The following is a 23,508-nucleotide window of genomic DNA, read 5'->3' as shown; positions in this document are numbered from 1 at the left end:
GATGGCCCGCTGGAAGTCGCACGAGGCGAAGTAGCCCGACCGGCGGCCCCACTGCCGATCGGGCAGCCGCGCAGGGACGCCCCGGAAGTTCACCGCCAGGGCGAGGCCCAGGAGAACGGCCCCCGACCCGGTTACCTGGTCAGGGGCCGTTCCGGCCGGCGGTGGGTGTGGGATTTGAACCCACGGTGACTCGCGCCACGACGGTTTTCAAGAGAGTGCTGCAGGAAGCGTCTCTGGCGTGCCTGACCTGCTCGTTCCCCGCCATCCGGGCCCATCACCGCCTCTGGCGGTCCACACCTGGTCCACTGGGCCGACTCAGTCGCCGGAGAAGCCCCAGAAGTAGATCTCCCGCGGTTCCCCCTGGTCGTCATGAAGTACGGCGCACCGCCCGTACCAACGCCAGTAATCGAACTCCTCGAACCTCGGCACGTGCGCCCGAGTCAGCTTCCGCGTGCCCAGGACACGCAGCGCCTCTTCTTCGGTCACCTGTTTCATCGTGGAGTAATCCGGCTCCTCGTCCGGTCCGATGATCTGGAAGATGTCGAGAATCGAGTGAGTCCCGTCGTGCTGCACGAGCTCGTGCTCCCACAGCTCCTCCTCGGTCTCGGGCCACGGCAGCCGTTCTTCCTCCGGCCGCCAGTCACCGCCCGGCCCCCAGTAGTACTCCCGCTCCTCGAAGACCTTCTGCCGCAGCGCATCGAACGCCCCGACAAGATCCTCTTGATGCGGCACCGAGTAGTCCCACCCTGACGCGCCCATATGCCGACCCCTCCCCACACAGTTCTTCGAGAACGGCCGGACGCTAACAGCGGCCACTGACATCGCCGCCCCTATTCGTCACCCTGACATGACTCCTGGCCGAACCCCGCCCTGACCATCCCCCTCTCTGCGATGCTGGAGGCCGATCGAGAGGGGCCGCAGCGATGCAGTGGAAGATCCACGGGGAACGTCCGATCTACGAGAACAGCTGGGTGAACCTGTGGCTCACCGACGTCGAAACGCCGGACGGGAACCGCTGGGAGCACCACGTCGTCAAGCTCCGGCACCTGGCCGTGGCCGCCGTCGTCAACGATCGCCGCGAGGTGCTGATGATGTGGCGGCACCGCTTCATCACGGACGCCTGGGCGTGGGAGCTGCCCATGGGCCTGGTCGAGGAGGGCGAGACACCTGCAGACGCAGCAGCCCGTGAGGTGCTGGAGGAGACCGGCTGGCGCCCCGGCCCGATCAAGCCGCTGATCTACGCCGAGCCGGCCAACGGCATCACCGACTCCCAGCACCACGTCTTCCGGGCTGACGGGGCGATGTACGAAGGCCCGCCAACCGAGAAGAACGAGTCGGACCGGATCGAGTGGATCCCGCTGGCCGAGGTGCGGGGCATGATCGACCGGCGCGAGATCGTCAGCAGCGGCTCCCTCGTCGGGGTGCTCTACGTCCTCATGGACGAGGCGATCCGCTGACCTGGCGGGGCAGCACTTCACGGAGCCGGGCCTCGAATGCCACCGCGGCCGGTTCGCCGCGGAAGGGCTCCAGTTGCTCGTAGAACTCCCGGAGGTGGCCGGCGACTCGTTGCGAGCTGACGGCCGCCGCCGGGGCCAGGGCGTCCATGGCCGTGTGGCACGCCTCGTCGAGTTTGCCGCGCTGGAGCTGGGTGCGGGCGAGCCAGAAAGCGTGGAAGGCGCGGCCTCGGTGGTTCGTCTGGTGTTCTCGGCGCAGAGCATCCGCGATGAGAGGTTCGGCGAGGGCGGCTTCGCCCAGGCGGCCGTGCGCGATGCCGGTGTCCACGATCAGCTTCGGTTCGTCGAAGTAGGCGACCCAGGCCGGGTCCGGATCGCCGGTGCCGATCCGTCCGAACTGGGTGTGGGCTTCCGAGATCGCGGTGTGGGTCGCGCCGTGGTTGCCGAGGGTGGCGTGGGCGAAGGCTTCGCGCATCGCAAGCATGGCCAGTACCCGCGGTGTCGTCCCCGCGGCCGCTCGGGCCTGGTCCTGGGCGGCCGTGACGAGTGCGAGGGCGTCGCCGGGCTTGTCCTGGTAGGTCGCCTGGAGGCTCATGCAGGCGAGGACGTTGGCCATGAACTGGCGGTCGTCAATGGCCTTGGCCAGACCGAGGGATTCGGTGAAGTAGGCGCGTGCCTGGTTGTACTGGCGGGCGTCGAAGTAGGTCCATCCGGTGAGCCGGGCCAGCTCGGCCGCGATGCTGTGCAGGCCGTCCCGCAGAGGATCCGGACGCTGCTCCTTGAGGAGATCGACGACGTAGCGGAGCTGGCCGACGACCGCCGGCCGTAAGGTCTCGCCGCCGTGCTCGTCGTCCCGGCGCCAGTAGTCGGCGATCGTCGAGTGCAACGCGTCCAGCGTCGACGCGCTGAGATCCCGCTCGGCCGCCAGGGCGAGGATGCTGTCAACGTCCGCCCCTGGCAGTCCGGCGGCAAGCGGTTCGACGGCTGAGGCCGGTACCTCGGCCGGTTCGCGGGGTGTGACCGTCAGGCTGGGCGGCGTCTCCCAGGAGCGTCGGGCAAGTCCGAGCATGTGTCCGGGGATGCGTAATCCGTCCGAGATCCGTTCGATCACGTCCATGTGCAGCAACTGCCGCCGTCCGGCGATCACCTCGCCCACGCGGCTCGGGGTCAGGTCGCAGCGGCGCGCGATCATCGACGGATAGATGCCTGCTCGTGCCCTGATCAGCTGGAAGATGCGGCCGAAGTCTCTGGCCTGGCATGCATCGATCATCACTGGGTCCGTGAGCAGGCTGACCGGGAGTTCCTTCGAGCGAGATGGCTCGGGCATCGGGCACGCTCCGGCATGAGGACTACGGATCGCTGCACTTGGTCAACCGAGGGTGATGTTACCCAAGTTGGGTAATCCGCTTGGCCTTTCTGGCCGGTCCCGCGGATCGCGATGCTCCTGGCATGGCGAACGGACAGGACGACGTACGGATGACGTTGCGGGTCTCCCGCGACTCCGGCCAGACGTGGGGACCTCTCACGGAGGTACGCGTGGGCGAGGACCCGGTGGTCCCGGAGAACCCGGGACGCTACCCGCCGTGCGTCTGCCCCCGGTGCTCGCAGCAGGAACGGAATGCCGTCGCGTCCTTCCGGATGGTGTCGTGATGCGTTGCGCGCACTGGCGCCGGGTGCCCCTCGACCTGGCAAGGGAAGCACGGGAGAAGTCGGCCGCCACGTACATCGACAGGGCGGTGCAGTGCCAGCTGTCCGCGCACGACGAGGGTGAGCACTTCGGTCTCCTCACCGACGCCGACGCGTACGGGACCGCGCTGTGGCTCCGCTGGCACGGGACGGACGAGGCGGAACTTGTCGTACTGCCGGACTGCCCGGTGGCCGCCCCGGGTCCTGACGGTGAGGGCTGCTGTCTGTTCGCCGACCACGCCAAACAGCACACCTGGGAAGACGCCCTGGAGGAGGTCGCGTGCACCAACTGATCGCGAGCCCGCCCAAGACCCGGCGCTCTCGCTCGCCTCGCAACGAACGGTGCGGGGACTGCGGTGGCAGCGGCGCCAACTCGTCCGGCAAGACCTGCGGCACCTGTAACGGGCTGGGCGAGATCCACTGCCGCGCCAGCCGCCAGGAGTCCCATGCGCTGTCCCGCTCCGTGATCCGAAAGGAGGGCCACCGATGGCCCACGCTCTGATCGCCTCCCCGTTCCTCGACGGGTACCTTCTCCTCAAGCCGGGAGCAAGGGCCGGCGCCCGAATCTCCGCCGACCACTTCGAGGGCCTGCGCCAGGCCACCACCGGCGGTGAGTCGCTTCCCGCCTGGGCGGTGCAGACCGCCGCCGACGTGTGGGGCATCGACCTGGACGGCCAGACCGCGCAGGGCACCGTCCTGGTGCGCGAGCCGTCCCCGTACGGCTACTGCCGGGCGTCCTGGGAGATCAACCTCGGCTGCAACTTCGGCTGCAAGCACTGCTACCTCGGCGAGCGGCCCTTCTCCGGCCTCGGCTGGGACGACAAGGTGCGACTGCTCGACATCATGCGCGAGTCCGGCGTCCTCTGGCTCCAGATCACCGGTGGCGAGCCCACCATGGATCCCCACTTCCAGGGCGCCTACCGGTACGCCTGGCAGGCCGGGATGATGCTCACCATCTCCACCAACGGCTCGCTGCTCTGGCGGCCGGACCTCCTCAAGCTCTTCCGCGACTGCCCGCCTTACCGCCTGGTGGTCAGCATGTACGGGGCGAGCGAGGAGTCCTTCGACACGCTCACCCAGCGCCGCGGGGCCTGGAAGGCGTTCCGGCGCGGCATGGACGCCGCACGCGAGGCTGGCCTGCCGCTGCGCATCAACGTCGTGGTGACCGAGGACAACGCCTCCGAGGCCGACGAGATGGCCGCCCTCGCCGACGAGTGGAACGTCGAGAACCACGCGTACACGAACATGACGCCCACGATCTACGGCGGCGGAGAGCCGCTGCTCGCCCAGTCCGCCGCCCACCTGCGGCAACGCAAGCCGTTCGCCGGCTGCAACGCGGGACACACCTTCTTCCACGCCGACCCCCACGCCAAGGTCTCGATCTGCAAGGTCGGCCGCGACGACCAGATCGACCTCATGACCGAAGGCATCGACGGCCTCACCCGGCTCGGCGCCATCGCCGACCGCCTCATGCTTCGCACCGGTGGGTGCGAGGGCTGCGCCCTGTCCGGCACCTGCCGGGTCTGCCGCCCCCTGGCCAAGCACTACCAGGAGGCCAAGGCGCCGCTGCACAGCTACTGCCAGCACGGAGACAAGGAGAACGCCTCATGACCCCGCCCGTATCGGTGACCATCCTCCCCGGCCCGCCGGCCTCGGCCCGCCGCGCGGCCCCGCCCGTCGCGACCGCGTCGATCACCGCGGTCCAGGACCTCGACGTGATCGTGGAGAGCGCGGAGTGCTCCTGCGACGCCGGGGACGACAACCCCCACTGACCGACATGATCCGGTCAACTCCGTTCAGGCCCCGGCGTACTCGCGTCGGGGCCTGAGCCCTGACCGGCTCACCGCTAGGGTGCCGGTCATGTTCTTCCGCTGGGACTGGCTCCGGCCCGTACTGACCGCGCCGATCGTGCCGACTCTCGGCCCCGTCCACCCCGACGCCCTGACCGTCGGCATGTTCGAGGACACCCTGCGAGCGGCCGATACCGGAGACTTCCTTCCGTACGACAAGGACCGGCGCTGGGGCGGCAAGAAGGACGAGAGAGTCCTACGCAGCGACGTGGTCCACCAACCTGAGCACACCCTCATCCCCACCCTGACCCAACGTGGACGCGGCACCGTGAAGGTCTTCGCCTACGGGCTCCGTAACAGCGTCACGGATGAGGCCGCCGAGCTGGCCGCCAAGCTCGCCGCCGCGCACGACGTGGTCAACGCCCGGGTCGTACGCCCCCTCGGCCCCGAGAGCGCACGCCCGCGCGGCACCCGCATCCAGCTGAAGGACTTCACCGCCGGGTCATGCCCCGACCCGGGCAGTCTGGTCCGCCCCATCACCGACTGGCCGGCCGTCGTGCAGGAGACCTTCGCTCCGTTCGCCGAGGCCATGGCGGGCGATGGCCTGGCCTTCCTCCACGCACAGATGCAGGCCGGCCGGTGCGGCCCGGTTCTCGCCGCCGCCGTCGAGGACCGCATCGTGGGGGCGATCGGCCCCATGGAAGTCCGCCTCGACGCGCTTGGCTGCCCCCAGCTCATGCCCCAGTACTTCGCCGTCCTGCCCGAGACCCGAGGACAGGGCCTGGGCCGCGTCCTGTGGCGGGCAGCGATGCACTGGGGTCAGTCTCACGGCGCCGCCTACCAGCTCCTCCAGACCGAGGTCGGCGGCGCCTCCGACCGGCTGTGCCAGTCCGAAGGACTCACCTCTCTCGGCTTCACCCACACCACACCGGCGTAACCTCGCAAGCCTCGAAGGGCGCCATCGACAGCGCCGACTACGGTCGTTTCCTGGCGTCCTGCACCGCGGCCGCAAGCTCCCTGCTCGTGCCAGCAACGGACCCTGCGGGCACCAACACCAGCCGGGTCACTTCTTCGACAGGTCGCGGAGAAGCGCTACGAGCGCAACGGCCGCGCCGATTGCTGCTCCCAACTGAGGGCTGAGAAGCGCCAGATACACGGTGGCAGTGCCAACAAGAGCAAGCAGAAGAGTGCGTGAGCTGAACTGGTCCATCAATCCTCCGATAGGCGATTTAGGACCAGCATTGAGGCCGTCATCCCCTCATTGACGTGCCCTTACAGTTGCTCGCGATTTCTGACAGTTCCTGACAAGGCGTGACGCTACGTGACACCATGCTGGCAGTCCTGAGCGTAGAGATGGGAGCAGCCGGATGGCGCGCTGGCAGATGCCGGATCTTCCCGAAGGTCCCCTGCGGACCTTCAAGCACGAGCTCCATGCGCTCCATGGGAAAGCCGGCTACCCATCGGCCCGCAATCTCTACTTGGCTGTGGGGAAGGTCGTCAGCCACACGAAAATTCACCACGCCTTCATCAAGCCGCTTCTCCCTTCGTGGGGCGTAGTCGAGGTCGTTGTTGAGCAACTGGCCGTCCAGGTGCGTCCACGTCTCGACGCGGACACAGAGATTGTCCGCTTCAAGGAGCTCTGGGACGAGGCACACGACTCCCATACGCCGATGGCTTCCATCCCCGCGCCACGCACAGGTGAGCAAGTGGATGGACCGGCTTCGGGCTACATCCCTCAATCGTTCCGTGCCAGGCCAGTTGTGGCCGCCAACAACGGGCTGATCTATCAGGTCTTGGTCGACCTTCACAAGGCAGGAATGTCAACCAGCGTGCCGCATGTCGCTGCGGAGCTCGAACGGCGAGGGCAACTTGAGCTGTGTGGTGGGGAGGAGTACCTGTACGAATGCTTGAGAGCGGCCATGAAGGGGGCGTACGAGGCAGGTCTGAGCATCCCGGAGTTCGCTTCGCTGAACGCCCGGAAGGTTCGAGACACCGCCGTTGCGCGCCGGGAACGTTTGGCATCGCTCCTTAGCCCACACTCAGAGGCCGATCAAGGTCTCAGGGAGCACGAACGGGTGCCTGAACTACATCCGCATCGGATGCACCCGCAGCAAACCTAGCTGACACGCCCGTCACGATGGCGTGATCGGGGTGGCAGGCGCCAGCGACCAGTCGGCCGCACCAAACCCCGCGGTCGGCCGGAGCGGCTTTGGCCGGTGTCCTGTTCGGGTTGGGGTCGGGCATGTTCAGGGGGCCGTACGCTGGCCCGGCAACTCGGGCAGGCTTTGCCCCTGCCCGGAATTTGAACGAGTGGCCCCCTGGACTTGCCCGACGCGGGCCCCGGCCCGAACAGGTGGGTAAAGCCGTGGAGGCCGGCCGCCCCAGCCACAGTTGGTTGAACGGCAATCCGCTATGACTGATGCGGACTTGCATGCACCCCGCCCCTGTCGGCCGTGCCCGCCATGGGGCGGCCGTCAGGGTTCTTCACGGTTCTGTCTGCCCGCTTCTCGGGCTTTGCGGCGCGAGTGGGCGGGGGCCGTCGCGGGCGTTGGCGGAGACATGGAGCCAGCGGCGGCCTGGGGCCGCCGCGCCGCGCGGCCCGCGCCAGCGGGCCGCCTTGATCCAGTAAAGAAACTTTGGACAGCTCACCCCTTCGGCCGCCTCGGCCGGTAGGAGTGGGCTGCTTTGCCATGCTTTGCGCCGTTTATCAGCTGAATCGCAGAGTAACCCGCTTCCGCTTGGGCCTGTTCGTGGAATCGACGAAAACTATCCACAGGCGAACCGGGATTGGCTCTCATCTCGTCGTGCTATCCACAGCTGAAGGGCCGCGAAATGACCGTTTGGGGGAGATTTCCGTTTTATCGACTTTGCGCGGCTTGCGTTGAGGGCAGAGGCTTATTCCCGCGAGCGCGGGAGGCGTGACCCAGGCCACCACTTGCAAGGTCACACGGAGGGCGGCTCTGGCACCTCTATACGTGATCCGGGATTGCGGGCCGGTGAACATAGCCGACGATCGCCGGTTAGCCAAACCGGGGATTCTCCGGATCCTTGTCAGCACGGACCAGGGAGCCAGGCCCGCGAGGGGGAGTTGATCGTGACGCGCACCACATGGGCGGAGTGTCACACCGAGGCCGTTTTCCCCACCTGTAGCAGGCGAGAGGGCCAAACCGGTCCGAGTGCACGAAAGGAGACGGTCATGGCGGAACGGGTGCAAGCGCCGGAGGGGGTCCGCCCTGCCCGTCCACCGGCACGTCCGGCAGATGATCCGCACTGCCTGGGACCTCGGCGGCCTGCCCGAGTTCGCGGACCTCAAGCTCTGCAAGTGGGCCCACATGCTCGGCTTCCGGGGCCACTTCTCCACCAAGTCCCGCGCCTACTCCACCACCCTCGGAGCCCTGCGCGACGTCCGCCGCGCCTGGCGCCTCGCCCAGGCCGACGCAGCCCGCACCCGCGTCGGCCAACCCGCCCCCGGCCCGGACACCGTGCTCGTCACCGAGTCCTCCTGGGCCTATCTCGCCTCCGGCTACCGCCCCGGCGAGGAACTCCTCGCCGCCCAGACCCGCCACGACATCGACCAGGCCCGCGCTGACAAGGAACGGGCCAAGACCGAAGGGGAGGTATGGCAGTGACCGCCGCACCGACCACCCGCATGCTGACCCTCGTAGAGGCGCTGACCGAGCTGCGCATGTCGCGGGCCGCCTTCTACCGGCTTCGCGCTCGCGGGAACGCCCCCCGCTGCCTCAAGCTCCCCAACGGACAGATCCGCATCCGCCGGGCCGACCTCGACGCGTGGTTCGACAGCTGCGAGGTGCCGACGTGCTGACGTACGACGTGAAGATCTGGGGCATCCGCAAGCGCCCCGACCGCGCCGCCGCCTACCAGCTGCGCTGGCGGGTCGGTGCCCAGCCGTTCTCCAAGAGCTACAAGCTCAAGGCCCAGGCAGACGGGCGACGTTCCGAACTGCTCACCGCGCTGCGCAATCGCGAGCAGTTCGACACCGAGACCGGCCTGCCGGCCTCCGAAGTACTGGCTGCCCAGTACCCCACCTGGTACGCCCACGCCCGGGAGTACGTGGCGATGAAGTGGCCGAACGCCTCGGCCAAGCACCGCGCGAGCATCGCGGACGCCTTGGCCACGGTCACACCCCGCCTGGTCAAGGACAGTCGCGGGACTCCCACTCCTCGGGTCCTCCGCGCTGCGCTCTACTCCTGGGCCTTCCGGCTCGTCCTCGACCAGGACGGCGCACTCGTGGCCCGCGTCGAAGCCGAGGAAGCGCCCGGAGCCATCTCGTCGGCCCTCGACTGGATCGGCCGCAAGTCCGTGGACATCTCAGCGTTGAACACACCGGCCGTCGTGCGGTCCGCTCTGGACGCGCTGGCCCGCAAGATGGACGGCACCGCTGCGGCGGACAACACGGTAAACCGCAAGGTGCCCGTATTCAGTAACTGCCTGCGTTACGCCGTCGAGTTGGAACGCCTGCCGTCGCTGCCCCTGGCCAAGGTGGACTGGACGCCGCCCGACACGGACGACGAGATCGACTTCCGCTACGTGCCCGGCCCGGCTCTGGCCCGGAAGCTGATCGATGCCGTGGGCGAACAAGGAGTTCGAGGACGGCACCTCAAGGCGTACTTCGGGTGCATCTACTACGCGGCAACCCGCCCCGGCGAGGCCGTGACCCTCCGGGCATCGGACTTCACGCTGCCCGAGGAAGGTTGGGGCGAGGTCGTCCTGTCGTCGAGCTCGGCACGCGTCGGCTCCGGTTGGACCGACTCGGGTGAGTCGTACGACTCCCGCGGCCTCAAGAAGCGGGCTCGGCGGGCCACACGAGAGGTGCCCATTCCCCCGGTCCTCGTCCGCCTGATCCGGGACCACATCAAGGAGTTCGGCACGGCCGAGGACGGACGGCTCTTCCGCGCTGTCCGGAACGGCGGCCTGCTCACCAAGGAATACGGCGACATCTGGAAGGCCGCTCGCGAAGTCGTCCTCACCCCCCACGAGCTTGAGACGCCTCTGGCCGAGGTCCCTTACGGCCTCCGCGCCGCCTGCGTCTCCCTCTGGCTGGAGTCCGGCGTCTCCCCGGCCGAAGTCGCCCGCCGCGCCGGCCACAGCATCGCCGTGCTGTTCCGCTTCTACGCGAAGGCCATCCGCCGCAACCAGCACCACGCGAACCAGCAGATCGAGCGGGCCCTGGACACCGCCGATCACGATTAGGTCCGACCCACAGCCGATGCCGCTGGTGGCACCTGCCGAGGTGCAGACGGTCGCCATGCCTGCGGCGAAGCTCTTCCCACTTTGCCGCAATTCTTTCTGCGCACTTCGTCAAGTCTGTGGCGCCTTCCATTTCCCGCGAAAGATCACGAGAGCCAGATTCAGCCAATGAGAATCGCTTGACTCTGCTATAAGCAGTCCACACTCTCGCCAAGAGGCCGAAAACAGACGCCATGCACACCTCAGTGCAACCAGAAGGAAACTTTCCCACTTTGGCGAAAAATGACCGCTGCGGACCCTTCAAGCGTGGCGTATTTCATGGCTTCCATGCAGGTCAACGCCCCAGCACCGCACAAGACGAGCGATCGGCCCTGCAGGTTCAGCGGAATCAAGCTGACCTTCGTCGAGCACCGCACCGAATCGAGAATGTGACGGGGATCATACTGCGGATTGTCGTAAGTTAGTTGCCTAAGATCTCGCGTCCGCATTGAATGATCCGCATTCAACAAGTTCCCACACATTCGCACAAAAGGGATCGGACATGCGTAACAGCATTGCTCTGAAGGCGCGCGCGGTCACGACCGCTGCGGCGCTTCTGGTTGCCGGCAGCGCCTCGGTGATGTTCGCGACCAACGCGTCGGCCTACACCCAGAGCAACTCGGCCAACAACTGCTTCGGGCGCTACTACAACACCGACTGGGACCAGCTCTGCGGCTCCGGCGGCGCCTGGCAGACCGGCAACTACAAGACGACGGCTGCCTGCAGCTACGAGCCGGACGAGGAGATGACGATCTACCGCTACCGGTACAGCACCGCCGTCGTCGACGGTGCTGACTGCACGTGGAGCGTGAACGTGGGCAGCACCTGGTACTTCTCGTAAACGGCGCCTCCGTCTCAGGAGGATTGACGCCAGGGGCCCTTCCGTCCGCATTGCAGCTGCGGACGGAAGGGCCGTGTGCCGATTGTATGCCTCGACCGTAAAAGGGACCCCATGCACGTTCAGCTGTCTAAACTGCGACAAGCGTACCGATCACGAGTCGTCCTGGACGGTTTGGATTTGACGCTCAAGCCCGGCGTAACCGGCCTTCTTGGGCCGAACGGCGCAGGCAAGACAACTCTGATGCGGACCCTGGCGACGGTGCAACCTCCTGTGGGTGGAACACTCACGCTTGACGAAACCAACGTCACAAGCGAGCGAACGGCACAAGCAGTACGGCGCCGCATTGGTTACTTGCCACAGAAGTTCGGCTGGGACCCTGGGATGAGGATCCGCGACTTCGTCGAGTACGCAGCGTGGTTGAGAGAAGTCCCCGATGATCATCGCTCGCAGGCGGTCGAGCAAGCACTTCACCAAGTAGACCTTGCAGACCGCCGAAACGAGCGGATGTCCCGCCTCTCCGGCGGAATGCGTCAGCGTGCAGGCATCGCTTGGGCCATCGTAGGCCGCCCCGGGCTCGTCATTCTTGACGAACCGACCGTGGGCCTTGACCCACGTCAGCGTCTTCAGTTCCGCCGCATCCTCTCTGAACTCAAGGACACGACCGTCCTGCTGAGTACCCACCTCATTGATGATGTGGCTGCCGTATGTGACCGGGTTGTCGTACTACACAGCGGCCGCATCCTCTTCGACGGAACGACAACGGAGATGGCGGCACACGGACGCGAGGGCATGCCTGGGGGAACCCCGCTGGAGCGTGCATACATGGAGCTTCTCCCGGCTGAGGAGCGACACCTGTGAAGTCGTTCCTGCTACACCTGCGCTCTACTCCGCTGCGCTGGTTCCTCCCTCCCCTTCTCGTCCTTGATGTGGTGCTCATTCTGGCCCGGGACGACTTCTGGCACGGCTTGTGGGGAGACACGGGTGCCACGGCTCAGACGCCTACCCTCTACCTGGGCATGTTTGCCGCGGGTGCCGCCGCATGGACCGCGTCCCTCCGCGACCGACCCGAAGTCCTTGAACCGCTTCGTGCGATGCCTCGGACCTCTCAGCGCACCGAGCTGCCTCGCATGCTCGCACTGCTCTTCATCGTGCTCGTGCCCTATCTGATTGGTCAGCTCGTCGCGTTCTCCATCACCGCGCGTACGTGGCCCCCCGGTTTCAACCAATATCTCGGCTATGCGCTGCTCGGCTTGGCCGCTCTCATGCTGGCTTGCGGATGGGGCTGGCTTGTCGGACGCATCCTCCCTAGTCGTTGGGGTCCTCTCGCCGGCGCGTTCGGATGGGTGATCGTCAACCTGGCGGTGAAGAGCGACCTCGTGGTGGTAGGTGGCCCGGCTCGGGAGCAGCCCGACCTGCTGTTGATCGGAGCTCGGATCGCAGCAGCCGTCCTGCTGCTCGGCGTGTGCCTGTGGTTGCCCCTCGGAAGGGAGAGGATGTTGCGCGCTGCGGTGCCCGGAGTCGCCGCCCTCGTCGCTCTCACTTCAACGGCTGTAGCCACGGGAGTCTCGGTGATCGAGCCCAGGTGGGACTCCAGCACCATGCTCTGTGTGAAGGGTTCAACCTCGATTTGCCTGTGGCCGGAAGAAGAGAAGTACCAAGCGATGGCCGAACGGGTGCTTGCCCGTACCGACGGCCTTCCCAAGGAACTCTTGATGCCGGACAAGGTCTACTCCCTCGGTCTGATCCGGATGGGCAACCACCTTGTCGGTGACTTCGACCTGGACAGCGGATCCGAGTGGGCACTGGCCGATGGCGTAACGCGTGCTGTGTCCGGGACGACCTTCAAGGCTTGCGAGCAGGGTGGCTGGGAGAAGTACACCAAGGCTGGAGACCAGTCCGTGCTCGCTCTGGAGCGCTGGTTGGAGAAGCGCCTCGCTGGCGGTGGCAGGCCGGAGTACACCGAGAGTGGCATGTCCGCGTCGCAAGCTGCTGCCATCCAGAAAGGGATGGCTATGGTGGACAAGTCGTCGGCTGAACAGGAACGCTGGGCGCGCGATACTGTCAAGTTCGTCCTGGAGACCTACTGTGCATGACGCTGAAACGGCAACGGAGGACGTCGCCACTTCGGGCCGGCATAGCCGTTCCGAAGGACGCTTCCGCCCGGCCTGCGGCGTGCAGCGACCAGCTGCGGTACTAGTTGGAGTGCTCGTAGTCGGTATCTCAGTGGCCTGGCTCGGCGACACGCCCAGCCCGCTCCCAACCTCCGTGGGGGGCGAGGAATCCAGCACACCCAGTTGGCGGATGCTCGCGATGTTCGCCGGTGTTTTGCCGCTGCTGGCTCTGCACAGCCCGATGGCCGACCTGGAAGCATCTGCTACCCGCCGCTTCCACCGGGGCCGAGCGATGCGCTTGACCGGGCTCTGGTGCGTGAGCATGGTGGTGTTTCTGGGCACCAGCGCTATCAAGGTCGAAGGTCAAGTGCTCGAAGCCATGGCCTTGGCTTTGCCGGGGTGGACCGGCGTCGGTCTGCTGAGCGGGCGGCTCCTCGGATGGCGGCAGGCTTGGGTTCTGCCTGCACTGGCCCTCAGCATCCTCAATTACTGGGGCGTCCGGGACTCGAACGGTTCTTACCCGTGGTGGGACTTCACCAGGCTCCCCGCAGGTGAGCATCCTCTCGGCCTCGCGGTCAGCCTCGCTCTCTTCGCCATTGGCCTCATTGCCTTCGTGCTCACACCGTGGCGGCTACGGATGCTGACCCCTCGCAGATGAGCGCACGCGGGCCTTGTTTCCACTCCTGAAGTGCTCAAGGACCGTCCTCAACGCACCCTTGATCCTTCTCTCGCCCATCGAGAGAAGGACAGCAGCTGTCGAGATATCCCCCGCAACGCGGCGAACACCGAGCAGTACGCCCATGTCCCTGTGCGCTCGCCGATGCTGCTGCGCGAATCTGGTCCACATCTGGTCCACACACGCTGATCAGAGACGTGACAAGGGCGGATCAAAGTGAGACAGGATCCCTATACAAGGGGCGCCCCATGCCAGGGGCGCCCCTTGTGACCAGCACACATGCTGACCTGCGCGGTGGGTGTGGGATTTGAACCCACGGTGACTCGCGCCACGACGGTTTTCAAGACCGTTCCCTTAGGCCGCTCGGGCAACCCACCTGTGCCCCGCCTCACCTGCTGCGGAGCGGCTACAGCCTACCGGCTGGGCGCTGCTGCGGATGTACTGACTTTTCGGGGTGCGCGGAGGGTCGAGCGGTGGTGGGGCGGGGGATGATCCTGTTCGGTCCGGTCAACACGTGGGAACGGTGGACGAGTTCGTCGGTGCGGTTCCGGCGTGGCGCCTGTGCCCGGGGGACCGGTTCGGGGTGGGAATGGCGTCGGATCTGGAGGGGCATCACCGTTGTCCATCAGCAGTCTTCCTGTGCCGTACAACCTGGATCCGCCGCCACCGCCGGACAGTGCGTCGTGTGCGCGGCGCGCCGGATCTGAACGGGGCCGACGGGGTCAACGGGGCCGACGGACCCCATGGGTCCGTCCGGCCATGACGCGCAGAACGCGCAGAACGCGCAGAACGAGCAGGACGAGCAGGATGAGCAGGACGAACTGGAGGGGTTGACGGATGCGTACGCGAAGCGCGGTGGAGATCGCCCGGGCATCCCTGGCGCCGGCCTATCCGCAGGCGACCGAGGACGGCTTGGACCGGGCCGCCCAGCTCATGGTGCGGTGGAGTTCGGAAGGCGTCGGCGAGCGGCTCGACGGCGAGCTCACCGAGCTCCTGTTCCGGGACCTGCAGACGGTCACGGAGAGTCCGAGCCCGGTCGCCCGGGTCGTCGACGAGTGGCGCCAGGAGCCCGCCCCTGCGGCACGTCGTCTCTGGCGGCGGGTTTCGAACGTGCCGCCGGACTCCCCGCCGCCCGCGTCCGCCCGCGGCTGACCGGCCCGCCGTCGCTCCGCACCGACCGGGCGGGCGTGACGCGAGGGAGGGGAGCACCGGGTGTCCGGTGCTCCCCTCCCTCGTGTGCGGCGGGGGTCGTCAGCTGTCGCCGGTGCGCTCGCCGAGGGTGACGGTGGCCGTGGCGGTCTTGCCGTCGCGCTCGTACGTGACCTCGACGGAGTCGCCGGGCTTGTGGGTCCAGATCTCGCTGATGAGGGTGGGGCCGCTGTCGATCTGGTGGCCGCCGAAGCCGGTGATCACGTCGCCCGCCTTGAGGCCCGCCTTGGCCGCCGGGCCGTTCGCGGTGACCGGGGCGGTGCCGCCGGCGCCCTGGGAGGCGATGGTGGCGCCGCCGCCCTTGTCGTTCATGTTCACGGTCGCGCCGATCACCGGGTAGACCGGCTTGCCCGTCTTGATCAGCTGCTGGGCGACGTTCTTGGCCTGGTTGACCGGGATGGCGAAGCCGAGGCCGATCGAGCCCGCCTGGGACTGGCCGAAGCCGCTGCCGGTGGACTGGATGGCCGAGTTGATGCCGATCACGGCGCCGCTCGCGTCGAGCAGCGGGCCGCCGGAGTTGCCCGGGTTGATCGAGGCGTCGGTCTGCAGCGCGCTCATGTACGAGTTGCTGCCGCCGGAGCCGTCGCCCGAGGCGACCGGGCGGTTCTTGGCGCTGATGATGCCCGTCGTCACCGTGTTCGACAGGCCGAAGGGCGCGCCGATCGCGATCGTCGAGTCGCCGACGGCGACCTTGTCGGAGTCGCCGAGCGGCAGCGGCGCCAGCCCCTTCGGGGCGTTCGTCAGCTTCAGTACGGCGACGTCGTAGCCCTGGGCCCGGCCGACGACCTCGGCGTCGTACGACTTGCCGTTCGAGAAGGTCACGGAGAGCGTGCCGCCGTCCGCGGCCGACGCCACCACGTGGTTGTTGGTGACGATGTGGCCCTCCTGGTCGTACACGAAGCCCGTGCCCGTGCCGCCCTCGCCCTCGCCCTCGCTGCCGCCGGACTTCGCCTGGATGGTGACCACGCTCGGCAGCGCCTTCGCCGCCACCGCGGCGACCGTGCCCGCTTCGCGCTTGAAGGAGGCCGGGGCGTCGCCGGAGGAGACCGTGGTCGAGCTGAAGCCGCCGTTGTCGCCGCGCTCCGCCGCCCAGTAGCCGATGCCTCCGCCGATGCCGCCGGCGACGAGCGCCGCCACCAGGACGGCCGCGACCATCCCGCCGGCCCGCTTCCGGCCCCCGGGGGCGGGCTGCGCGGGCGGGGGCGGCGCGCCCCACGCCGGTACCGCGGGCGGGGGCGGCGGCCAGCCACCGGCGCCGGCGTGGGCCGGCGCCTGCGCGGCCGCCGGGGCCTGGGCGTAGCCGTGCTGGGCGTGAGCCGGGTCGGCGGCGGGCCGAGCGTGGCCGGGGGCCTGGTCGTAGGCGGGCTGGGCCTGCGTGGGGCCTTGGTCGTAGGCGGGCTGGGCCTGCGTGGGGGCCTGGTCGGGGGCGGGCGCCTGGGACTCGGTCCGGGGCAGCGTCTGCGTCGGGGCGGGCTCGGGCTCCGCGGGAGCGGCCGGGGCGGACGCGGCCACCGTGTCTCGCATGTCCGCCGTGTCCGACGCATCCGTCGCGCTCTTCGTGGGCGGAGTCGTCGGGGGTGCGGGAGGCGTGGGAGGGGCGGACGGGGCAGCCGGGTCCGCCGGAACCGCCGTGCCCTCGTTCTCGGTGCTCACAGCTCGCTCTCCTCGTTGACTGCGCGGGGCGGTGATCCTGCCGACCACCTACTGCTCTACTTCTCCAGGGTGCTGCACCAGCTTTTCCCACCGGACGTCAGACCGCTGTAAGGCGGAGCTGTGCGTACGCACCCACATCTTTATATACGGACAGAACGGACCTGCTCCGGTGTGCCCGCCGCACCCCGCCAATGGCACCATGACGCCGTGACCCACGCACGGCAGCACCCGAACCGCGTCCCCCTCCAGGTCGTCGCCCACCGCGGAGCGTCCGAGGACGCCCCGGAACACACCCTGGCCGCGTACGTGAAGGCCATAGAGGACGGCGCCGACGCCCTGGAGTGCGACGTCCGACTCACCGCCGACGGCCATCTCGTCTGCGTCCACGACCGCCGCGTCGACCGCACCTCGAACGGCCGCGGCGCCGTGTCCACCCTCGAACTGGCCGACCTCGCGGCGCTGGACTTCGGGACCTGGAAGGGCCGCGACGAGTCGGGCGAGAGCCCGGACTGGAGCGATCCCGGCTCGACGTCCGTCCTCACCCTGGAGCGCCTCCTGGAGCTGGTCTCCGACGCCGGGCGCCGGGTCGAGCTGGCGATCGAGACCAAGCACCCGACCCGGTGGGCGGGCCAGGTCGAGGAGCGGCTGCTCCAGCTGCTCAAGCGGTTCGGCCTGGACGAGCCGGAGTCCCCGGACGACTCTCCCGTACGGATCATGAGCTTCTCGGCGCGTTCGCTGCACCGGATCGCCGCGGCGGCGCCGACGCTGCCCACGGTCTCGCTGGCCCAGTTCGTCTCGCCCCGGCTGCGCGACGGGCGGCTTCCCGCGGGCGCGCGCATCGCGGGTCCGTCGATCCGGATCGTCCGCCACCACCCGGCGGTGGTCCTGCGGCTCCAGAAGGCCGGGCACCAGGTCCACGTCTGGACGGTGGACGACGCCGAGGACGTCGAGCTCTGCGAGCGCCTGGGCGTCGACGCGATCATCACCAACCGCCCGAAGCAGGTGCTCGCCCAACTGGGTCGCGACTGAGCGTCGATATACCGACTTCTCCGTGTTCGCCCGCCTCTCCTTTCCCACCCTTCACGGGACACAACAGGACTTACAGGGAGTGCACCGGCGCGTTCCGTGTGTACGCGATCGTCACGAGTGCCTCATCGAACGCGGATTGGCCGGTTTCCGGTCCAGGCCATTGGGGCATCCACACGGTGGCGTGGGGCAAAGGAGGTCTCGGGGGTGGCGTTGGTGGTGGCACAAGAAGTGCCCACGTCGTCGAGCATGGCCGTTCCCCATGGCCCTGCCGGCGTAGGTGAGGCGAGGCACCGGATGCGGGACGAGCTGTACCGCAGCGGGGTCTCCGAATCGGTCGTCGACGACGCGGTGCTGATCCTTTCCGAGCTGCTCAGCAACGCCTGCCGGTACGGCAGGCCGCTGGGGTGCTCGGATCGGGGCGACGGTGACGTACGGGCGGCCTGGCGGGTCGATCCGGCGGGCGGCCTGCGGGTCGAGGTCACGGACGGCGGCGGTCCGACGCGCCCCGTTCCGTCGACGCCCTCCGTCACCGCGCACGGGGGCCGCGGGCTGAACATCATCGGCGCGCTGGCCCAGGACTGGGGCGTACGGGACAGCGCGACCGGCGAGGTCACCGTCTGGGTGGTGGTCACCGAGGGACACCGCCGCGAGGACTTCGCGGCGCGCGTCGGCGGCGGCTCCGGCTTCGACTTCCTGGACGCGTACGACGACCTGGACTGACCCCGGACCGCGACCGACCGGAACCCGACGGGCCCGGTTGGCAAGGCCCCGACGCCCCGGGCGGCGAGAAATCGACGCCCGCACGACGGACCGGCGAGGTCCGGTCCCGCGACGGGGCTCCGCGCCCCGCCTGAGGGGCACCCGGGCCCGGTGCGGCTAGGCTCGCGCCCGATACAGCACGCACTCAGCGCACACAGCGCGCAGCACGCCGCGATCGGGAGAAAGCCACACCATGGCCAAGAAGCGCCCCCAGACGAAGGCCGGCAAGACCGGTCAGGCACAGGTCACGAGCGGGGAGATCCCGGTCGTCGGTGCCCGCGAGCCGTGTCCGTGCGGTTCGGGCCGCCGCTACAAGGCGTGCCACGGCCGGGCCGCCGCACACGCCGTGACCGAGCTCGTCCAGCGCCCCTTCGAGGGCCTGCCGGGCGAGTGCGACTGGGTCGCGCTGCGCGAGCTGGTGCCCGCCGCCACCGTGCCGCTCACCCTGAAGGGCGGGCTGCCCGAGGGCGTGCCGTCCGTGACGCTCGCGACCGTGCTGCCGATGGCGTGGCCGGCGCTCCGCCGCGACGACGGCTCCGTCCTGCTCGCCCTGCAGAACGACTCCACCTCCGGCGACCTCGCCCGCGATCTGGCCGACACCCTCCAGCGCGCCCTGGAGGCCGAGCCGGGCACCCCGGTCCCCGCGCGCCGCGTGCCGGCCGAGGGTCCGCGCCTGCAGGAGCTGCTCGACGCGGACGCCGTGTTCGCGCCCGAGGTCCACACGGGCTTCGAGTTCTGGATCCCGCAGTCCGCGGAGGGCGGCGACCCGGAGGTCGCGGCCTCCCTGGAGCGGGCGAACGCGGCCGCGATCCCGACCGTGAAGCTGGCGAGCGTCGACTCGGCGTACTGGTGCGAGGTTCCGGACAAGAACCACCTCCGCTGGGTCATGCCGTACCCGGAGGAGAAGCTCCTGGACGCGCTCGCCCGCCTCCAGGCCGGCGAGGGCACCTCCCTCGGCGCGGACACCCGGCTCGTCGGTTCCTTCCGGGCACACGGCCTGATGGTGCCGGTGTGGGACCTGCCGTCGTCGATGACGGCCGAGGACTGCGAGAAGCCCGCGGCCGAGTTCGCCGAGCGGCTGGCCGGGGCGCTCGCCTCGGACGCTCCGCTCACGGCGGAGGAGCGCCGGGCGCGCGGCGGCCTCACGAACCGTCAGGTGACTCTCAGCTGATACCCCAGGTGGTATCGGTGACTGACAGACCGACCAGTCGGTGACTTCCGCCACAACACGGTCGGGGGACGGGTAAATCCCTGTCCGAATAACCGAGATCGAATTTGCGAACAGCAGATCTCTTGTTACCGTTCTGGAAGCCCGGTCGCTGGTGCATCCCCCGTCGCCAGCGATCGGGCCTTTCCATGTCCGCTTCCGGCTCGGCCGGCGCGTCGACGCTCAACTTCCTTCGCTGTCCGCCGTGTTGCTGCCCGAGCGCAGCAACAGCGGGGTTCCCGCGCCTTCTCCCGTGCCCGCGAATTCCGACACCGCCGTATAGGCGGTGGCCGCGCCGCGAGCACGCTCCGGAGGCGTTTCACAGGTTCCCGGCTCGTCCTGCGCGGGAACCGGGCAACGCACGTGAACGGTCCGCCCGCCGGGGGCCATGAGGGTAAGAAACGCGTCGAGGTCCTGGCGCGTGGCGTTCCGGTAGTACGTGCGCGCCCAGACGTCCAGGCCCTCGCTCAGCACACAGGTCTGCGCCTCGACCCCTTCGGGGGAGGCGAGTTCCGGACCGCAGCGCGTGACCCGCTCCGGGGACGCCGGAGCGGCGGCCGCGCCGGGAGCGGCCGGAGCGGGAGGAGTGGGGGACGCGGGAGAAGCGGCCGTACGCGGCCCGAGGCCGAGGCCCCTCAGCAGCTCCCCCGCCTTCGCGTCACCCGCGCCGGAGGAGCGCGCGGGGTCCCCCGTCGGCCCCGCCATGGCGACGAGCGGCAGCAGGACGGCCACCGTGACGGCGGTCCCGAGTCCGACCACGCGGAGGTTCACCGGACTCATGGAACCCACCTGCTCCTGCTCGGCTGGAGATCTCGAACGGTGGGGTGAACATATCGGCGGGCGGCGGGCGCCCCGCCTGCCGCGCGCCCGTTTCCCGGACAAGTCGACCCCGGACACACCCGTTCGGGTGAACGCCCGCCAACACGACCGCGCCCGCCCCGGCATCCCGGGCGCCGGCACCGCCACACCCGCCCCGGCACCCCAGGCGCCGCACCGCCGCGCCCGCCCCGGCATCCCGGCACTGAGCACGACCGCGCCCGCCATGGCCTCTCAGGCGTCAGGACAGCTCCGGCCGCCCCGGCGCCCCGGCCCCCTCAGTACGTCAGTCGGCTTCCGCCGCCCGGGGTGCTCGTGCTCGCCTCGACGAGGGCGTCGACGACCGCCTCGACGTCGGGCAGCCAGGGGCGGGCCGAGCCCGCGAGGGGCGCCCGCTCCCACCGGACCTGGCCGGTGCCCGTGACGGAGGGCGGCAGCAGGAGGTAGCCGCCCTCGCCGTGGAACCGGAGCGAGCTGGGCACGCTGTCCTTCGCGTACAGCAGCTCGCCCAGCCGTTCGAGGCCGTACGGGGCGACGAGGATCGACCACCGGGTCGGGGTGGCGACCACCGGGCCCAGCCGCATGCCGGCCGCGTCGAGCGCGGCGAGGGCCCGCGCGCCCGCCACCGCGGGCAGGCTGACGGCGCAGGGCGCGCGGCCGCCGGTGGCGAGGAGCACCGGAGCGTCCGGACGCCGGGTCCACCACCAGCGGACCATCCGCTCGTCCGTGGTGGCCGCGAGCAGTCCGGGGTCGTACGGGTGCGCCCCGGGGACCGCGCAGTCGGGGTCGGGGCAGGCGCAGGCCGCGCCGGCGGCCGTACGGGTCGTCGTTCTCAGGCCCGCTCCCGGCAGGACGGGCCAGTCCCACTCGACGGCGAAGGTGACCGCCGCGTCGAGCCGGGCGGTCCTCGCCTTGCGCCGGGACCGGAGCCTGCGTCGCCTTCCGAGGATCTCGCGCATGAGCGCTCGTTCCTTTCCGTTGAACGCCGAATCCACATCACACCATGTGCAGGACACTTCACCGTGCGTATCAGCGCGTACCGGGTCGGCGGGGTGACGCCCCGCGTCGGAGCGGGGCCGACCGGGCCGGGACCAGGTGGAACCGGGTCGAGCCGAGTGGAACCAGGTGGAGCCAGGTCAGAACCAGGTGGTGCCGAGCCGTCTCCGGCGGCGGGTCGGAACACGTTCCCCGCCACGCGGGAGGGGGATGCGGCCTGCGGCATGAAAGACGCCGGGGTCCCGCGTCACGTTCCGGGGCAGCTCCAACTGCCCCTGCCTGTCACCGATTACGTACCCAGCACGCTCGGAATGACGCGCTTTCAAACGACGCCAGTCGACCGCAAAAGGTGCACACCGGGGACAATTTTCGGCCAACTTCCCGCGCACTTCAACCCTTGCGCACGACCTCCTGGACACCACAAGTCCCATGGGGACAATGCTGGACATCGTTCCTCCGGTGCGTGTACATGTGGAGGCATCGAGCGGCTCGGAATGACATGGGGGTTTGCGATGCTATGGCGTCAAACGCACCGGTCGGAAAGCCGACTGACATGAGTGCCCCGCACATGCCGAAAGTGGCTGGAATCGATGCCACGGTCCCCGGGCCCCCGCACACTACGGCGCCCCTCCCCGGTGTCCCGGCGGCAGCGCCCCCCTCCGACGCGGTCCCGCCACCCGGAGCGCTGATCCAGGACCGGCTGGCCGCGTGGGTCTCCGACCTCACCACGCTGCACGAACTCACCGAGCGCCTCATCAGGACCTCCTCCCTCGACGAGGCCCTCCGCGAGGCGCTCGGCGCCGGCGCCGCGCTCGTCGGCGCCCGCCGCGGCATGGCCGTCCTCGAACCGGCCGACGGCCTCGGCCCCGCCGCCACCATCGGCCTCGGCCTCGCCCACGCCGACCTCGGCACCATCGAGACCGTCCCGCGCGGCGCCACCAGCTACGGCCGCCTGCTCGACGGCCTCCCCGACTCCGGGCGCCCGGGCCACGTCCCCGATCCCATCGCCATCCGCGACATGCGCACCGAGGAAGGCCTCGACCCGCGCCACCGCGAGGTCGCCGCCCGCCTCGGCTACGCCGCCAGCTACGCCCTCCCCCTCGCCACCGAGGAGGCCGGCCGGCTCGGCGCGGCCGTCTGGCTCTACGACGAGCCCGCCGAACCCACCGACCGCCAGCGCCACCTCATCGGGCTCTACGGCCGCTTCGCCACCGAGCACCTCGCCCGCCTCCTCCAGGTCGAGCGCGCCCGCGTGCAGATCTCCACCGTCGCCGAGGAGCTGCTCCCCAGCCGCCTCCCGCGCGTCCCCGGCGTCCAACTCGCCGCCCGCCACAGCACCGGCGCGCTGGGCGGCGGCGACTGGTACGACGCGCTGCCGCTGCCCGACGGCGCCCTCGGGCTCGCCGTCGGCTCCGTCTCCGGGACCGGACCCAGCGCGCTCGCCGCGATGGGCCGGCTGCGCGCCTCGCTCCGGGCGTACGCCGTGATGGAGGGCGAGGACCCGGTCGCGGTCCTCTCGGACCTGGAACTGCTGCTCCGGCTCACCGAGCCCGCCCGCTCGGCGACCGCACTGTTCGCGTACGCCGAGCCCGCGCAGCGCCGGATCGTCCTCGCCGGGGCCGGGCACGCGCCGCCGCTGGTCGTCGGTGACCGGCGGACCGAGTTCGTCGAGACCTCGCTGTCGGCCCCGCTGGGCATGCTCTCCTGCTGGGAGGCGCCGAGCCTGGAGCTGTCCCCCGCACCCGGAGAAACGGTGCTTCTCTACACCGACGGGCTGCTCCGCCGTACCGGCGACGCCATGGACCGCGCCTTCGCCCGGCTGCACGCGGCCGCCGCGAGCGTGCCGAAGGCGGACCGGGGCGACCCCGGCGCCGTCGCCGACCACGTCCTGCGGACCCTGCTGCCCGAGGGCCTCGACCCCGCCGTGGACGGGGAGGACGTGGTCCTGCTCGCCGCGCGCTTCGAGTGATCCCCGCGAGCCCGATGGGTGTAAGCGGAACGTGACTCTTCGGTAAGAGGCCTTCCGGCCCTGTG

The 23,508-nt window shown here is 69.4% G+C and carries 23 protein-coding genes, 1 tRNA gene and 1 pseudogene; 18 read left to right on the top strand and 7 right to left on the bottom strand.

All coding sequences use genetic code 11. From position 1 onward, the window contains the following. Nucleotides 1-315: 315 nt before the first annotated feature. The gene (locus ACIQFX_RS02795) at nucleotides 316-822 is read right to left on the bottom strand and encodes a hypothetical protein (protein WP_402458231.1); all 507 of its coding nucleotides are present in this window, start codon (nucleotides 820-822) and stop codon (nucleotides 316-318) included. Nucleotides 823-923: 101 nt separating this feature from the next. On the opposite strand from ACIQFX_RS02795, the gene ACIQFX_RS02790 reads away from it, so the two are divergent. Continuing rightward, on the top strand, nucleotides 924-1,457 hold the full coding sequence (locus ACIQFX_RS02790; RefSeq protein ID WP_402458229.1) for an NUDIX hydrolase: 534 nt from the start codon (nucleotides 924-926) through the stop codon (nucleotides 1,455-1,457). Here ACIQFX_RS02790 and ACIQFX_RS02785 read toward each other — a convergent pair. Beyond that, a complete protein-coding gene (locus ACIQFX_RS02785; protein ID WP_402458227.1) occupies nucleotides 1,435-2,781 on the bottom strand; it encodes a hypothetical protein in 1,347 nt (448 codons plus the stop codon). The two genes, ACIQFX_RS02790 and ACIQFX_RS02785, sit on opposite strands and share 23 nt — an antisense overlap. A 322-nt stretch (nucleotides 2,782-3,103) precedes the next feature. On the opposite strand from ACIQFX_RS02785, the gene ACIQFX_RS02780 reads away from it, so the two are divergent. From ACIQFX_RS02780 to ACIQFX_RS02765, 4 genes are all read left to right on the top strand, one after another. Beyond that, nucleotides 3,104-3,433, top strand: coding sequence for a hypothetical protein (locus ACIQFX_RS02780; protein ID WP_327163226.1), 330 nt, complete (start codon nucleotides 3,104-3,106; stop codon nucleotides 3,431-3,433). Between the two features lie 193 nt (nucleotides 3,434-3,626). Then, nucleotides 3,627-4,751 carry a radical SAM protein gene (locus ACIQFX_RS02775; protein WP_402458224.1) on the top strand — a complete coding sequence of 375 codons (1,125 nt, stop codon included), beginning with the start codon at nucleotides 3,627-3,629 and terminating at the stop codon, nucleotides 4,749-4,751. Continuing rightward, complete coding sequence (locus ACIQFX_RS02770; protein ID WP_402458221.1) at nucleotides 4,748-4,912, top strand: hypothetical protein; 165 nt, start codon at nucleotides 4,748-4,750, stop codon at nucleotides 4,910-4,912. The genes ACIQFX_RS02775 and ACIQFX_RS02770 overlap by 4 nt, the downstream gene beginning before the upstream one ends. 88 nt (nucleotides 4,913-5,000) lie before the next feature. After that, the gene (locus ACIQFX_RS02765; RefSeq protein ID WP_402458218.1) at nucleotides 5,001-5,867 is read left to right on the top strand and encodes a GNAT family N-acetyltransferase; all 867 of its coding nucleotides are present in this window, start codon (nucleotides 5,001-5,003) and stop codon (nucleotides 5,865-5,867) included. A gap of 126 nt (nucleotides 5,868-5,993) precedes the next feature. Here ACIQFX_RS02765 and ACIQFX_RS02760 read toward each other — a convergent pair whose 3' ends face one another. Then, nucleotides 5,994-6,140, bottom strand: coding sequence for a hypothetical protein (locus ACIQFX_RS02760; RefSeq protein ID WP_402458216.1), 147 nt, complete (start codon nucleotides 6,138-6,140; stop codon nucleotides 5,994-5,996). A gap of 157 nt (nucleotides 6,141-6,297) precedes the next feature. Here ACIQFX_RS02760 and ACIQFX_RS02755 point away from each other — a divergent pair, with 157 nt between their 5' ends. From ACIQFX_RS02755 to ACIQFX_RS02720, 8 genes and pseudogenes are all read left to right on the top strand, one after another. Beyond that, nucleotides 6,298-7,050 carry a DnaB-like helicase N-terminal domain-containing protein gene (locus ACIQFX_RS02755; protein WP_402458214.1) on the top strand — a complete coding sequence of 251 codons (753 nt, stop codon included), beginning with the start codon at nucleotides 6,298-6,300 and terminating at the stop codon, nucleotides 7,048-7,050. Nucleotides 7,051-8,163: 1,113 nt separating this feature from the next. Then, nucleotides 8,164-8,559, top strand: a pseudogene (locus ACIQFX_RS02750) (replication initiator); the annotation flags it as partial. Next, complete coding sequence (locus tag ACIQFX_RS02745) at nucleotides 8,550-8,753, top strand: helix-turn-helix transcriptional regulator (RefSeq protein WP_402458212.1); 204 nt, start codon at nucleotides 8,550-8,552, stop codon at nucleotides 8,751-8,753. The pseudogene ACIQFX_RS02750 and the gene ACIQFX_RS02745, both read left to right, overlap by 10 nt. After that, nucleotides 8,747-10,141 (top strand): tyrosine-type recombinase/integrase, encoded by a 1,395-nt coding sequence (locus ACIQFX_RS02740; protein WP_402458209.1) that lies wholly within the window; start codon nucleotides 8,747-8,749, stop codon nucleotides 10,139-10,141. Before ACIQFX_RS02745 ends, ACIQFX_RS02740 begins: the two co-directional genes overlap by 7 nt. Nucleotides 10,142-10,679: 538 nt before the next feature. Continuing rightward, on the top strand, nucleotides 10,680-11,018 hold the full coding sequence (locus ACIQFX_RS02735) for a hypothetical protein (RefSeq protein WP_402458206.1): 339 nt from the start codon (nucleotides 10,680-10,682) through the stop codon (nucleotides 11,016-11,018). A 111-nt stretch (nucleotides 11,019-11,129) separates the two neighbouring features. Further along, nucleotides 11,130-11,876, top strand: a complete 747-nt coding sequence (locus tag ACIQFX_RS02730) for an ABC transporter ATP-binding protein (protein WP_402458203.1) — start codon at nucleotides 11,130-11,132, stop codon at nucleotides 11,874-11,876. Continuing rightward, nucleotides 11,873-13,111, top strand: a complete 1,239-nt coding sequence (locus ACIQFX_RS02725; protein ID WP_402458200.1) for a hypothetical protein — start codon at nucleotides 11,873-11,875, stop codon at nucleotides 13,109-13,111. Before ACIQFX_RS02730 ends, ACIQFX_RS02725 begins: the two co-directional genes overlap by 4 nt. 208 nt (nucleotides 13,112-13,319) lie before the next feature. Continuing rightward, the gene (locus ACIQFX_RS02720; protein WP_402458197.1) at nucleotides 13,320-13,787 is read left to right on the top strand and encodes a hypothetical protein; all 468 of its coding nucleotides are present in this window, start codon (nucleotides 13,320-13,322) and stop codon (nucleotides 13,785-13,787) included. A gap of 310 nt (nucleotides 13,788-14,097) precedes the next feature. On the opposite strand, the gene ACIQFX_RS02715 is transcribed toward ACIQFX_RS02720, so the two are convergent. Further along, nucleotides 14,098-14,182, bottom strand: a tRNA-Ser gene (locus tag ACIQFX_RS02715). Between the two features lie 460 nt (nucleotides 14,183-14,642). On the opposite strand from ACIQFX_RS02715, the gene ACIQFX_RS02710 reads away from it, so the two are divergent. After that, entirely contained in the window at nucleotides 14,643-14,957 is a 315-nt protein-coding gene (locus ACIQFX_RS02710) for a hypothetical protein (RefSeq protein WP_402458194.1), read from the top strand. Between the two features lie 99 nt (nucleotides 14,958-15,056). On the opposite strand, the gene ACIQFX_RS02705 is transcribed toward ACIQFX_RS02710, so the two are convergent. Then, nucleotides 15,057-16,667: a S1C family serine protease gene (locus tag ACIQFX_RS02705; RefSeq protein WP_402458191.1), complete on the bottom strand. Its 1,611-nt coding sequence runs from the start codon at nucleotides 16,665-16,667 to the stop codon at nucleotides 15,057-15,059. 207 nt (nucleotides 16,668-16,874) lie between these two features. Between ACIQFX_RS02705 and ACIQFX_RS02700 the strand changes: the two genes are divergently transcribed. The 3 genes from ACIQFX_RS02700 (at nucleotide 16,875) to ACIQFX_RS02690 (ending at nucleotide 19,626) form a co-directional block, all read left to right on the top strand. Then, nucleotides 16,875-17,696, top strand: coding sequence for a glycerophosphodiester phosphodiesterase (locus tag ACIQFX_RS02700; protein ID WP_402458189.1), 822 nt, complete (start codon nucleotides 16,875-16,877; stop codon nucleotides 17,694-17,696). A gap of 117 nt (nucleotides 17,697-17,813) precedes the next feature. Then, the gene (locus tag ACIQFX_RS02695; protein WP_402458186.1) at nucleotides 17,814-18,416 is read left to right on the top strand and encodes an ATP-binding protein; all 603 of its coding nucleotides are present in this window, start codon (nucleotides 17,814-17,816) and stop codon (nucleotides 18,414-18,416) included. Nucleotides 18,417-18,648: 232 nt separating this feature from the next. Then, nucleotides 18,649-19,626, top strand: coding sequence for a DUF5926 family protein (locus ACIQFX_RS02690; protein WP_402458184.1), 978 nt, complete (start codon nucleotides 18,649-18,651; stop codon nucleotides 19,624-19,626). 219 nt (nucleotides 19,627-19,845) lie between these two features. On the opposite strand, the gene ACIQFX_RS02685 is transcribed toward ACIQFX_RS02690, so the two are convergent. Together ACIQFX_RS02685 and ACIQFX_RS02680 are read right to left on the bottom strand one after the other, a co-directional pair. Next, nucleotides 19,846-20,442: a hypothetical protein gene (locus ACIQFX_RS02685; RefSeq protein ID WP_402458181.1), complete on the bottom strand. Its 597-nt coding sequence runs from the start codon at nucleotides 20,440-20,442 to the stop codon at nucleotides 19,846-19,848. Nucleotides 20,443-20,756: 314 nt separating this feature from the next. Continuing rightward, complete coding sequence (locus ACIQFX_RS02680; RefSeq protein WP_402458179.1) at nucleotides 20,757-21,437, bottom strand: bifunctional DNA primase/polymerase; 681 nt, start codon at nucleotides 21,435-21,437, stop codon at nucleotides 20,757-20,759. Nucleotides 21,438-21,991: 554 nt separating this feature from the next. Between ACIQFX_RS02680 and ACIQFX_RS02675 the strand changes: the two genes are divergently transcribed. Further along, nucleotides 21,992-23,443, top strand: coding sequence for a PP2C family protein-serine/threonine phosphatase (locus ACIQFX_RS02675; protein ID WP_402458177.1), 1,452 nt, complete (start codon nucleotides 21,992-21,994; stop codon nucleotides 23,441-23,443). Nucleotides 23,444-23,508 lie beyond the last annotated feature (65 nt).

Origin of the sequence: Streptomyces sp. NPDC093089 (assembly GCF_044754405.1) — a bacterium.
Classification (GTDB): Bacteria; Actinomycetota; Actinomycetes; order Streptomycetales; family Streptomycetaceae; genus Streptomyces.
This window is presented reverse-complemented; position numbering and strand designations above follow the sequence as displayed.